The following is a 13,134-nucleotide window of genomic DNA, read 5'->3' on the forward strand; positions in this document are numbered from 1 at the left end:
ACGCCGCCCGATGCGATCAGGTTGGGCATCACTTCGACGGTCGCTTCGGCATAGCCGGTGAGTTCGGTGATCTTGTTGGTCACGCCGGGCAGGATCGCGCGAAGCGGCCCATAGCCATATTCGCGGTCCTGCCGCGCGCGATTGTCGATAAAGCTGGCGCCGACAACCCAGCCGAGGCCGCCCTGATACGGGCGCGACAGGCGGTTTTCGCTGACGAACATGCGCGTCGCATTATGCTGGTCGAGCACGCGCGGCACATCGTTTAGCGGAATGACCTGGATCGGCGCGAACAGGCGCTCGACATCGACCGTCCCCACCGATGGCGGCGCGGGGACACCGCCGCTGGACATATCGGTCCCTTGCCGTGCTTCGGGCAAGCTGGCGTCGAAGCGTTCGAACAGACGGTGATCGATATAGGCGTTGGACGACTGGAAATGCAGATCGCCCCAATCCTTCATCACGACGATTGTGCCCATGCCATAGCGCGCGGACGCATTCTGCTCGACCATCGAATTGCGGGTGAGCGGCGCACCGTCCTTGTCGGCATATTGCGCGTCGTCGGAGGTGATCGCCTGATAGACGCCGCCCAGATCGATCGTCCAGTCGTCGCCGGCCTCGAAGCGGAAGGTGCCGCGCCCGCCGCGCACATGGACGCGGTTGACGTCATTCTGCCCGCGCAGCGGATTGTCGATATAGCCGCCGTCGGTGAGCATATAGCCGACGAGCCGCAACGCGTGGCCGTCGTCGCCGACGGGCAGATTGGTGATCGCGGCGATGTCGCCGCCGGGGTCGCCGTGCTGGGTGACCGACACGCCCGCGATCGCTTGAACCGTCATCTCACGCGGGTCGGGGGCTTTCGGGATGACACGGATAATGCCGCCGAGCGACCCGGCGCCATAAAGCGTCCCCTGCGGTCCTTCGAGGATTTCGACATTGTCGATATCGTAGAGGCGGAGATCCGGGTCGGGCGCATTATAGCTGAGCCGGATATCGCCGAGATATTGGCCGACGGTCGATTGCGTCGGGCCGGTGAAGCTGGAATCGGCGATGCCGCGAATGAACAGCTTGTTGCGCCCCGAACCGAGATGGGTCGAGGAGACGGTCGCGGTGCGCGACAGGATCGAATCCATCCCGCGCTCGCCGCCAAACGCCAAGTCGCCGCCATCCAATTTGGTGGCGACGCCGGCGAAGTGCGAAAGGGGCAGGTCGGTCTTCGACGCGGTGACGATGATTTCGTCCTGCGCCGCCGCGACCGCATCTTGCGAAGGCTCGCGTGCCCTTGGCTGCGGCGCGTGTCGCGGTGCCGGCGCCGGCCGTGCGACGCGGACGGGGGCAGGACGGCGTTCGATGCGCCAGCTCGTCGCGCTGACCCGCACGGCGCGCGCGTCGGATCCGTTGAGCAGTCGCTGGATCGCCTTTTCGACGCTCATCCGGCCCCGCACCGGTTTGACGCGCGCCTGCCAGAGTTTGGCATCGACGACGCTGATGCTGACCCCGGCCTGCCGACTTACCACCGGGAGGACGGTCGACAGGCTTCCCTTGGGCACGTTGAACGCGCGTTCCTCCGCCGCCTGCGCCTGCGCGGGCAGGCACAGCGTTATCGCTGCGGCTAGGGCAAGGCGCGGATGCATGGTCAGCGGGTCAATATCCAGCCGTCGCCCTGCCGCTGGGCCGTGGTTCCCGACAAGGCCGCGAGGTCGGCGATGGTACGGTTCCGGTTCTTGTCGATGATCAGCGCGCCGCGGAACGACAGGCCGCTTGCTTCGGGCGCGATGCTGACCTGCATCCCCGCGGTGCGCTTCAGATCCTCGACCACGACGGCGAGCGGGGTGCCATTGTAGACAAGCAGGCCGCTTCGCCAGCCGCCGACGCTGGCGACATCGACATCCTGCACCACCGGGGGCTGGCGGTCGCCGTCGCGAGCCTCGATGCCCTTGCCGGCGACGAGGCGGACCTTGTCGCGGTCGGGGTTGTAGAGGACGATGCCTTCAGACACGGCGACCGATGTCTGGCGGTCGCGCCGCACAACGTTGAAGGCGGTGCCGAGGTCGACGATCCTTGCGCCGCCCGTCTCGACCACGAACGGGTCGTCGTCGCGGTGGACGACATGAAACATCGCTTCGCCCGATTCCAGCCGGGCAAAGCGCGGGCGATCCTTGTCGATCTCGATCACCGAGGCACCGTTGACCTCGATCTTCGAGCCATCGGCCAGCGCGATGGTGCGATGTTCGCCCGCCGCCGTTTCGATCCGGTTGTCGTTGCCGAACAGGCCGAGGCCCGACAGGCTGACTGCGCCGACCATCGCCGCAGCCATCGCCCCGCCGAACCAGGCGCGCCGCGACGGACGGCGTGGCGTGTCGGCTACGATCGCGACCGAAGGCTTGGGCGCCGCAGGCAGGGCTTCGAGATCGCGGTCGAGGCTGGCGACCGCATCGTAGATGGCATTATGCTCCGGATTCTCGGCCAGCCAGTCGGCAAAGCCGGCCCAGTCGTCGAAAGCGGGATCGCGCTGGCGGATCAGCCAGTCGATCGCGCGTGCCTCGGCGTTCGTCGTATCAGCCTGCATCGAACTGCCTCCGGATCGCGGCGAGCGCCGCATAGACCTTGCGCAGATCGGCTTCGACGGTGCTCAGGCTGACCCCCATTTCACTGGCTATTTCGCGTTGGTTCTGGCCGTCGACGCGGAACCGGCGGAAGATGCGTGCCGGCCGCTCGCCGGTCGCGGTGATTGCCGTCTCGACCAGTGCCAGCTGCTCGCGAGAGATCAGCGCCGTCTCGGTCGAGGGGCTTTGTGTTGCGGAAGCTTCGCCCCACGCCTTGTCGCGCAGGTCGCTCTGGCGCGCCGACCGGTAGCGGTCGAGCATCAGATTGTTCGCGGCGCGCATGATATAGGGAAGCGGGTCGGCGATGGGGCCGGGCTTCCGGTCGGTCAACCGCATCCATAAATCCTGGAACAGATCCTCGGCGTTGTTGCCGGCACCGCGCACTTCCAGAAAGCGGACGATACGGTCCCGGTTGGCGAGCAATACGCCTTCGATGCCCTGGGCGGCGTCGGTTCGATCACGCGACTCGTTCATGGATTGCTTGCTTTGGAACGCCATCTTCTGTCGGTAAGCGCCGCTTCGCCCTGCGCCATACGTCCCCCTGATGACGCCGTCATATAGCGCCATTGCCCAGCCGCGCAACCGCGGCGGAAAGAGAGGGGCGGTGGCGAGTGCAAGCATATCGGTTCGTTCAATCATTTCTGCCTAGGCAAGGGGGAAGCGTGGGTAGGGGTAACGCTTCCCCCTTGCGGGCGGGGCCGGCCGGGGGGCTAGAGGCCGACCCGCAAGCTCGCACGGAAAGCCCAGCCGACATGGCTTTGCTGTTCTTCCGCGGACACTTCGCCGGCGACCTGGAAGGCCGAATTGCCGGCGATGCCACGGAAACGGCCGACCCAGCCGCTCGTGCGATCATCAGGAACAAGCGTGAAAGGCGTGCCGTTCTTGAACGACGCCGTCGTCGTGCCGAGGGTGCCGCTGACGATCTGGCGGCGGCCGCCTTCGAGTTCGAAGCGCGTCCAGCCGTCATATTCGTCGGCACCGCCGAAATCGAGACCGACGGCAACGGTGCCCGATACGGCAAGCTCGTCGCTGTCACGGCTCAGCACCGTGAGGTCGAGCGCGTCGCCGCCGCCGGTTTCCTGATAGCCGTCTTCCTTCAACTTGAAGTAATCGACCGCGACCATCGGGCGGAAGCTGAGGCCGCCGACGCGCGTGTCGTACGCCACCGAACCCGACGCCGACCACAAGGTGCCGTCCCATTTGCCCTTCATCGTCTTTTCGATGTCCTCGGCGCCGGCTTCGGCGCGGAAGATGCGCGTGCCCTTCAGGCTGATCGGCGCGCCCGAAACGCGCGCGCTCGCCAGGAAGCCGTCGGAGCGCAGACGCCAGTGCAGCGCGCCTTCGAACTGGCTGGTGCTGACTTCGTTGGCGTTGCTGCCATTGCCGTCCTTGCCGCTGAGAAAAGCGATCGAGCCGCCGAAGTTGCCGATGTTGCTCTTGATTTCGGCACCGCCCGAAATGCCCCAGCCGCTGACGTCGTAGCTGGCGGTGTCGCCGACGCTCTTCGACGTGCCCCAGACGGCCTGATTGACCCAATAACCCCATTTGCCTTCGTCCTGGAACGGTGCGTTGGGATCCTGAAGGTAGCGCGACAGCGCACGCGAGCCCGACGTGACGGTTTCGAAGACGCCGCCTTCATGCTCGGGGAGCATCTGGCCGAGCTGGCCCCGGAACTGGGCGCCGTCGGTGATGCCGAGGAAGACGTCCTCGATCTTCTGGTCGGCGACCACCGCGTCGAGCACCGCATCGAACGCGCCCGCTTCGGAACGGTTAAGCCCGAGTTCGGTCGTGGTCTTGCGCGACACGTCGACGATCAGCTGGGTCGCATTCGACGTCAGCGTGCCCTTGTAGAGGAAGGGCAGCAAAGTCTGCGACGCGGTCAGGTTGCTCGCACCGGTGAGCGTTCCGGCGGTCAGCACGACATGCTGGCCCTCGGCCTTTTCGATGCTCGACAGCTTGAGCGCGAGCTTTGATTCAGCGCCGAAGCTGGCGTTACCCGTAACCTGAAGATTGGTGCCCGTGGTGCCGGTATCGAGCAGGACACCGAGGGTGCCCTTGTCGGTGATCGCGAGCGAGGAGATCGTCGCGGCGCCGCCGACGTCGAACGTGCCGCCCGCGACCGAAACCGCCAGCCCCTGCGAATTGGCGAGCGTGCCCGAGAACATCGACGTGCCGCCGATCGTCAGCGTATCGGCGCCGCCGCCGAAGTCGGCGAGACCCGTGAACGTCGACGAGCCGGCCAGCGTCATCGTATCGCTGCCGCCGCCGAAGCTGGCGTTACCGGCATAGGTGGCGTCACCCGACAGCGCGAGCTTGTTGTTGCCGGCACCGAAGAAGCTGTTGCCCTTCACCGACCCGTCAGCGATGTCGAATATGTCGTTGCCGCCGCCGAAACGAACGTCGCCGACGATGCTGGGGGCGGCGATACCTGCCGCGACCGCGGTCTGCTTGACCGTCGCGCCGGTTGCGTTCGCCGACAGGTCGATCGCGATGTTGCGATCAGACGAAGCGAGAGCGCCGGTGGCGCTGATCGTGCCGCTGTTTTCGACGGTGCCGACCGTGCCCGACAGATCGACGATGCCGCGCGCAATGCCATTGTCACCGCCGGTCTTGGCGGTGATCGAACCGCTGTTGCGGATCAGCGGGACATTGCCGCCGGCCTCGACCAGAACCGCGGTTGCAACCGCACCTGCGGCATTGCCGCCGGTCGTCGCTTCGATCTTGCCGGCGTTGCGGAGTTCGGGAGTCGTCGCACCGCTGCCGATGCGGATTGCGGTTGCCGCCGTGTCTTTCGACAACGCCGTCACGCTGCCGGTCGTACCGATGCCGATGCCGCCCGCGATGGTGACCGCACCGCCGAGGCCGCCGATCTGCATGCCGTTGCCGTCCTTGCCGGCGTAGAGTCCGTTACCGAGCACCGCGCCATCGATGATGAGGCCGAGGCCGGTGCCTGTTCCGCCCACCGGGCCGATCGTGACGGCGCGGTCGGTCGAGCCGATGCGGATCGCAGCCGCCGAACCGAAGGAGCGCACGACGGCGTTTCCTTCCTTGTCGTCGTCGATGCCGTCCTTGTCCTCGTCCTTGTCGTCGGGCTTCGTGTCCTTGGGCGCGACGGCGAGGACGATGCCGCCGGAGACATCGACTTCGATCGACAGCGCGCTGCCGCCGATCAGCAGGTCATCGGCGTCGAGCTTCGACGGATCGGCAGGCGGCGTCGTGAAGCGATAGCCGGTGGCGGTGAGGCCGCTCTGAACGACCAATGCGCCGGTGATGTTTCCGGCGATCCGTGCGCCGATCGCATCGACGCCCTGCGCGCTGATCGTGCCGGCCAGGCGGACGTTGCCCGTCACATCCTGCAGCCCGACGCCGAGCGCGCGGTCGCCGATGACGCTGATGGTGCCGTCGTTGGTGAAATTGCCGGTCAGCGGCCCGCCGAGGCGAATGCCCGCCGAATCATTGCCCTCGATCGCGATCGCCCCCGAGTTGACGATATTACCGGTGAAGGCGCCGGCGGTCGCGATGCCGACGCGGTTGCTGCCGATAGCGAATGCGCCGTCGATATCGCCGTCATTGTCGATGTCGGTCGGCGCATAGGTTTCGCCGATGGTGATCTTGCCGGTCGCGCTGTTGGTGATGCCGCCCGTCGTGCCGGCATTCGCGAGGATGCCCGTGGCGCTGTCGACGTTGCTGAACTCGATCGTGCCTTCGTTGACGACCTTGTGATTGCTGTCGATGGTGACGGCCGGCCCGGTGACCGTCGGCTTGATCGAGCCCGCTGCGACGATCTTGATGTCGTCGGCGGCGCCCGATTTGATCGTCGACGTCCGCACCGGCGCCGTGGTGGCGGTGCTGATCGTCGTTTCGGCATGGGCGGCGGTCGAAAGGAGGGTGGCCAGGCAGGTGGAGGCCAGCAAGGTTTTGCGCATCGGGTTCCTCTTGAGATCGGGGCCGGGATGTCTTCCCGGCGACAATCACAAGACGGAGCGGTGTCGGCGCAGCCTTGGAAAAAAATCGCCTCGATCGGGCTGTGCGCGGACGCGTGCCGAGCGCGGCTAATTCCGTGCGGTCACAATCCACGCGGCGCCGTCGATCTGCACCGACGTCTCCCCGGGGCGTTTCGCGAACGCCGCGCGAACAGCTGCCGCCGATTTCGCGCGAATATCGTCGGATTGGTCGGCAAGCGCGCGCGACAGCGGACCCACCTGGAACGCCATGTCCAGGGCATCGTCGATCGCCTCTTCGCGCGTTGCGCCGCGGCCATAGGAAATACTCGTGTCGAAGGGCGCGATGTCGATCGCGGTAAAACCCGCTGCCGAAAGAATATCCGCGACCTTCTGCCGGTCGCCAAAGGCGAAAGGCCCGGGTGCATTCGGATCGGCGGGCGCCGGCTGCACGATGTCGCGGATCGCCGCCATCGGCAGCCGCACCCAGTCATTCTCCTGCGCGCCGCGCCAGCATACGAACGCCAGCCGCCCGCCGGGTTTCAGTGCCCGGCGCATATGCGTGAAGGCCGCAACGGGCTCGTCGAAGAACATCACGCCGAAGCGCGAGAAGAGAAGGTCGAACTTTCCTGCGGGCAGGAGTGCCGTTGCGGCATCGGCGCATCGGAATTCGACCGGCGCACTGCCGGGTGCGGCGGCGCGGGCGATCTCGACAAGCTGCTCCGATATGTCGACGCCGAGGACGTGGCCGCCGGGTCCGACCTGTTCGGCAAGCGGAAAGGTCGATGTGCCCGATCCGCAACCGATATCGAGAATCTGTTCGCCGGGCCGCGCATCGGCCGCCGCGATCGCGGCCTTGCCGAAATCCTCGAGCATCACATCCAGCCGCGCCAGATTCGCAGCCCAACGATCGCCGCTGTCGCCGTTCCAGTCATGCGTGGAGGCGGTCTCGACATTGGACATGCGTTTGCTCCTTTATTGCGAATTATTCGCAACTAGACTGGTCTCCGGAGAAGCGCAAGGGCCGGCGAATAGCTATGCCCTGTTGCATCGCCCCCGGCCATGCGACATTCCCACAGGCAGGGTCGGCCGCGTGGGACCGGCAAGGGAGAGTCATGAGCGAACAAATCGTCACGGTGGACATCGGCGGCACGCATGCCCGGTTTGCGATTGCCGAGATCGAGGGCGGGCGCGTGCTGTCGCTCGGCGAGGCGACGACGCTGCATACCAAGGATCATGCGAGTTTTCAGACGGCGTGGCAGGATTTCGAACGCCAGCGAGGCGAAGCTTTGCCGCGGGCGGTCGCGATCGCCATCGCGGGGCCGACACGCGGCGAGATCATCCGCTTTACCAACAATCCATGGATCATTCGTCCGGCGTTGATCAACGAGAAGCTGAACGTCGACCGCTATGTTCTGGTCAATGATTTCGAGGCCGTGGGGCACGCCGTCGCGCAGGCCGACGCGAGCTATTTCGAGCGGTTGACCGGCCCCGACGAGCCATTGCCCGAGACCGGGACGATCAGTGTCATCGGTCCGGGGACCGGCCTCGGCGTCGCACATATATGGCGCGATGGTGCCGACTATCGTGTCCAGGCGACCGAGGGCGGGCATATCGATTTCGCTCCGCTCGACAGCATCGAAGATGCAATCCTGGCGCGGCTGCGCAAACGCCACCGCCGCGTATCGATCGAGCGCATCGTTTCGGGTCCGGGCATCGTCGATATCTATGAAACGCTCGCCGCGCTCGAAGGGCGCGCGGTGACGCCGCTCGACGACAAGGCGATCTGGACCAATGCCCTGGCCGGCGGGGACAGCCTCGCGGCGGCGGCGGTCGATCGCTTCTGCCTGTCGCTGGGCAGCGTCGCGGGCGACCTCGCGCTGGCACAGGGCGCCGGCGGGGTTGTCGTTGCGGGCGGGCTGGGCTTGCGTATTCGCGACAGCCTTGTCCGTTCGGGTTTCCCTGAACGCTTTATCGAAAAGGGGCGTTTCGAAGGCTTTATGTCCGCGCTTCCGGTCAAGCTCATCACCCATCCGCAGCCGGGGCTGTTTGGTGCCGCGGCGGCATTCGCGCGCCAATACCCCTGAATCCGCAAATTCCGCTGGCATCGGGCCACGAAAATCGGCAGCAATGGAACTTCAATTTCTGAAGGATTCCATCGCCCGTGTCCGCCCGCCCCGTCCTCGGCATCATCGCCTGCAACCGGCAGGTCGGCGCCGAATATGCGCAGGCGGTGATGAACCGCTATGCGAAGGCGGCGATGCGGCATGCCGATTGTGCCGCGCTGCTCATTCCGTCGCTTCCCGATTATATGCGCGCCGACGAAATCGTCGGGCGGCTCGACGGCGTTTTGCTCACCGGCTCGCCGTCGAACGTCGAGCCTGCCCGTTATGGCGAGGATGAGGCGGGCGAGGGGCCGTTCGATCCCGACCGCGACCGCATGATGCGCGACCTTGTCGATGCGGTGATCGCTGCGCAGCGGCCCTTGTTCGGTATCTGCCGCGGGTTTCAGGACATCAATGTCGCGCTCGGCGGGACGCTGCGCCGCGATACCGCGACGAACGGCGAGCTGCTGCGGCATCATACGCCCGACGGCACCTTGTTCGATGCGATGTTCGATCATCGGCATCATGTTGATCTGGTTGAAGGCGGAATGCTGGCGTCGGCCTATCGGGCGGAATCGCTCGACGTGAATTCGGTCCATTATCAGGGCATCGGACGGCTCGCCGATGGCCTATCCATCGAGGCGCGCGCGCCCGATGGGCTGGTCGAGGCATTCAGCGCGCGGCCAAATGGTGCGCCGCTCCTTGCTGTGCAATGGCATCCCGAATGGGCGGTCGACGGCAATTCGGAAAGCCAAACCTATTTTCGCCTGCTTGGTCGGGCGCTGCGGGGCACGCTGTGAACCGCCGCGTAACCCGCTACGACCGCTACCTCGCGCGGCTCTGCTTCTCTCCTTGAGCCAAACCGGAACTCTCGTTTCCGCTCGTGTCGAGCGAAGTCGAGACACCCATCGTCGCAGCGCTGGATCGAGAGGCATCTCGACTTCGCTCGATGCGAACGGTTTATAGAGATCAGGAGTTTTGACATGCCCCGCAATCACGACATCGCCGAACTGCGCCGCCTCGACGTCGCGCACCATCTTCCAGCACAGGCCGACTGGGCCGAAATCGAACAACTCGGCGGCAGCCGCATCATCACTCATGCCGAGGGGTGCTATATCCACGACGGCGACGGCCACCGCATCCTCGATGGGATGGCGGGCCTCTGGTGCGTCAACGTCGGTTACGGCCGCGAGGAGCTGGTCGAGGCGGCGGCGGCGCAGATGCGTGAGCTGCCCTTCTATAATACCTTCTTCAAGACCGCGACGCCGCCGACGGTGACGCTTGCGGCGAAGATCGCGAGCCTGACCGGCAATCGCCTGCCGCATATCTTCTTCAACGCCTCGGGCAGCGAGGCGAACGATACCGTCTTCCGCATGGTGCGCCATTATTGGAAGCTGAAAGGCGAACCGAAGCGGACCGTCTTCATCAGCCGTTGGAACGCTTATCATGGTTCGACTGTCGCGGGCGTCTCGCTTGGGGGCATGAAGGCGATGCATGTGCAGGGCGACCTGCCGATCCCCGGCGTCGAGCATGTCCGGCAGCCCTATGCCTATGGCGAAGGGCAGGGGATGAGTGAGGAAGAGTTCTGCGATGCCTGCGTAAAGGCGATCGAGGACAAGATCCTCGAGGTCGGTCCCGAAAATTGCGCCGCTTTCATTGGCGAGCCGGTGCAGGGCGCGGGCGGCGTGATCATTCCGCCGAAGGGCTATTGGCCGAAGGTCGAGGCCGTGGCGCGCAAATATGGCCTGCTCGTCGTCGCTGACGAAGTCATCTGCGGGTTCGGGCGCACCGGCAAGATGTGGGGACATGAGACGATGGGTTTCACCCCCGATTTGATGCCGATGGCGAAGGGGCTGTCGTCGGGATACCTGCCGATCTCGGCCACCGCGGTCGCGGCGCATGTTGTCGAGGTGCTGAAGACCGGCGGCGATTTCGTCCATGGCTTCACCTATTCGGGGCACCCCGTCGCGGCGGCGGTCGCGCTCAGGAATATCGAGATCATCGAGCGCGAGGGGCTGGTCGAGCGCACCGGCAGCGTCACCGGCCCGCATCTCGCCAAGGCGCTCGCGACGCTGAACGACCATCCGCTGGTAGGCGAAGCGCGCTCGATCGGCCTGCTCGGCGCGGTCGAAATCGTCGCCGACAAGGTAACGCGCGCGCGCTTTGGCGGGGCCGAGGGGACGGCGGGGCCGATGGCGCGCGATGCGTGCATCGCCAACGGGCTGATGGTCCGCGGCATCCGCGACAGCCTGGTCATGTGCCCGCCGCTGATCATCTCCACCGAACAGATTGACGAGATGGTTGCCATCATCCGCAAATCGCTCGATGAGGTGCTGCCGAAGCTCCGCGCGCTCTAAACAGGAAAGACCAAGACCTTATGCCCTCCGGCCTTTTTGCCCTGCTCGACGATATTGCGACGATCGCCAAGGTCGCCGCGGCGAGCATCGACGATATCGGCGCCGCGGCGTCGAAGGCCGGGGTCAAGGCCGCGGGGGTGGTGGTCGACGATACCGCGGTGACTCCGCGCTACGTCACCGGCTTCACGCCCGACCGCGAGTTGCCGATCATCTGGCGGATCACCAAGGGGTCGATCTTTAACAAGCTGGTGCTGATCCTGCCGGCACTGTTGCTGCTGTCGACTTTCGTACCCTGGGCGATCACGCCGCTGTTGATGCTCGGCGGTGCCTATCTCTGCTTCGAAGGTGCCGAGAAAGTGCTGCATTCGTTGCAGGAGGACAAGACGAGCCTGGCCGAGGACGCGGCGATCGTCGCGGATCAGGATCATGAAGAGACGATGGTGAAGGGCGCGGTGCGTACCGACTTCATCCTCTCGGCCGAAATCATGGTGATCGCGCTCAACGAGGTGCTCGACGAACATTTCGCGATGCGCGCCGCGACGCTCGCGGTGGTCGCGGTCGCGATTACCATCGCGGTCTATGGTGTTGTCGGGCTGATCGTGAAGATGGACGACATCGGACTGCATATGGCGAAAGAGGGCAATAGCGCGCGCCGGGCGATCGGGCGCGGGCTTGTCGCCTTCATGCCGAAGCTGCTGGCGGCGCTCGCGCTGATCGGCACCGCGGCGATGCTGTGGGTCGGCGGGCAGATATTCCTTCACGGGCTCGACGAATATCATATCGGCAATATCGGGCACGGGCTCCACGATTTCGCGCATGCCGTGGCGGGGAATCTGCCGGGTGCGGGCGTATGGGAATGGCTGATCAATGCGGGCGGTGCGGGCGTATTCGGGCTGCTGCTTGGCGGTGTGATTGTTGGTGTGCTGCATTTGCTGCCGGGAAAGAAAGCGGCACATTAATCTCGTCATCCCGGACTTGATCCGGGATCCGTCGCGGCGCCGAAGCCATGGCCCCCGGATCAAGTCCGGGGTGACGAAAAAGGGCTTAAAGCCACAAAAGCCCCGCATGCGCGCATCGAAAATGTGTCCTTTGTGGCTTTAAGCCAACGGGCGACGGGGACTGGATTGGACGAGGAGAAAGAGCCAAGCCGAAGGCTCTCACGCCGCGGTAATGTAGGAAAGCGCTTTTTGCTGCGCGATTGTCAGCCGAGCAGAACCACCGGGCTATCCGCGCGCCAGTGCATGCTGACCTTGTCGCCCCAGGTGAAATCCTCCTGATCGTGGCGCGACAGGTTCGGGCGCGATACGCGCAGGCACGCGCCCGATTCCAGCTCGATCTCGAACAGGGTGATGTCGCCGAGATAGCTCATCCCCTTGATCTTGCCGCGCGCGAAATTATAGCCGTCGGGCGCGTCCTGCGCCGCGGCTTTGACGGCTTTGCCCTCGCCAGGGACGTGGAGGTAGATTTTCTCGGGGCGCAGCGCGATCCACACATCGGCACCGTGCGGGCCGGTGACGCCATGGTTGAGATACACCTTGCCCAGCCCCGGACAATCGACAGCCGCCTTGTCAGGATCGTCGAGGGTCAGTTTGCCCTCGAAGATGTTCACCGAGCCGACGAAGTCGGCGACGAAGCGGTTGGCGGGATATTCGTAGAGGTCGGACGGGGTCGCGAGCTGCGCGACCTCGCCCTTGTTGATCACGCCGATCCGGCACGCCATCGACAGCGCCTCGTCCTGGTCGTGGGTCACAGTGACGAAGGTGATGCCGACCTTTTCCTGAAGCTCCGACAGCTCGAACTGCATCTGCGCTCGGAGTTTGGCGTCGAGCGCCGACAGCGGTTCGTCGAGCAGCAGCACCTTGGGCCGCATGACGAGACTGCGCGCGAGCGCAACGCGCTGGCGCTGTCCGCCGGACATCTGATCGGGCATGCGCGTCTCGAAGCCGCCGAGTTTCACCAGTTCGAGCGCCTCAGCGACGCGATCCTTGACTTCGCCGCCCTTCACGCCCGCGATCTTGAGGCCGTAGGCGACATTGTCGGCGACGCTCATGTGCGGGAAGACGGCGTAGCTCTGGAACACCATGTTGACCGGGCGCTTGTTCGGCGCGATGCCCCCCATGTCCTGCCC

General features: G+C 65.3%; 10 protein-coding genes. 4 read left to right on the plus strand and 6 right to left on the minus strand.

Translation table 11 applies throughout. The annotated features are described in order from the left end of the window. The 5 genes from VJ811_RS11035 to VJ811_RS11055 all read right to left on the minus strand — a co-directional run. Nucleotides 1-1,631 (minus strand): TonB-dependent receptor plug domain-containing protein (locus tag VJ811_RS11035; RefSeq protein WP_324072317.1); only part of this gene is annotated, 1,631 nt, incomplete at its 3' end. Nucleotides 1,632-1,633: 2 nt separating this feature from the next. Beyond that, nucleotides 1,634-2,566, minus strand: a complete 933-nt coding sequence (locus VJ811_RS11040; RefSeq protein WP_324072318.1) for a FecR family protein — start codon at nt 2,564-2,566, stop codon at nt 1,634-1,636. Then, entirely contained in the window at nt 2,556-3,077 is a 522-nt protein-coding gene (locus VJ811_RS11045) for a sigma-70 family RNA polymerase sigma factor (protein ID WP_324072319.1), read from the minus strand. The genes VJ811_RS11040 and VJ811_RS11045 overlap by 11 nt, the downstream gene beginning before the upstream one ends. Nucleotides 3,078-3,313: 236 nt before the next feature. Further along, nucleotides 3,314-6,529: an autotransporter domain-containing protein gene (locus VJ811_RS11050; RefSeq protein WP_324072320.1), complete on the minus strand. Its 3,216-nt coding sequence runs from the start codon at nt 6,527-6,529 to the stop codon at nt 3,314-3,316. Between the two features lie 126 nt (nt 6,530-6,655). Next, entirely contained in the window at nt 6,656-7,507 is an 852-nt protein-coding gene (locus tag VJ811_RS11055; RefSeq protein ID WP_324072321.1) for a class I SAM-dependent methyltransferase, read from the minus strand. Between the two features lie 152 nt (nt 7,508-7,659). Here VJ811_RS11055 and VJ811_RS11060 point away from each other — a divergent pair, with 152 nt between their 5' ends. The 4 genes from VJ811_RS11060 to VJ811_RS11075 all read left to right on the plus strand — a co-directional run bounded on the left by VJ811_RS11060 (nt 7,660) and on the right by VJ811_RS11075 (nt 11,965). Continuing rightward, nucleotides 7,660-8,631 (plus strand): glucokinase, encoded by a 972-nt coding sequence (locus VJ811_RS11060; protein WP_324072322.1) that lies wholly within the window; start codon nt 7,660-7,662, stop codon nt 8,629-8,631. A gap of 77 nt (nt 8,632-8,708) precedes the next feature. After that, nucleotides 8,709-9,449, plus strand: coding sequence for a gamma-glutamyl-gamma-aminobutyrate hydrolase family protein (locus VJ811_RS11065; RefSeq protein WP_324072323.1), 741 nt, complete (start codon nt 8,709-8,711; stop codon nt 9,447-9,449). Between the two features lie 183 nt (nt 9,450-9,632). Then, nucleotides 9,633-11,006 carry an aspartate aminotransferase family protein gene (locus tag VJ811_RS11070; protein ID WP_324072324.1) on the plus strand — a complete coding sequence of 458 codons (1,374 nt, stop codon included), beginning with the start codon at nt 9,633-9,635 and terminating at the stop codon, nt 11,004-11,006. Between the two features lie 20 nt (nt 11,007-11,026). Continuing rightward, nucleotides 11,027-11,965, plus strand: a complete 939-nt coding sequence (locus tag VJ811_RS11075) for a DUF808 domain-containing protein (protein ID WP_324072325.1) — start codon at nt 11,027-11,029, stop codon at nt 11,963-11,965. A 242-nt stretch (nt 11,966-12,207) separates the two neighbouring features. Here the strand turns inward: VJ811_RS11075 and VJ811_RS11080 are convergent. Then, the coding region (locus VJ811_RS11080) for an ABC transporter ATP-binding protein (protein ID WP_324072326.1) at nt 12,208-13,134 on the minus strand (927 nt) is incomplete at its 5' end.

The organism is Sphingopyxis sp. (assembly GCF_035250425.1).
Lineage (GTDB): Bacteria > Pseudomonadota > Alphaproteobacteria > Sphingomonadales > Sphingomonadaceae > Sphingopyxis.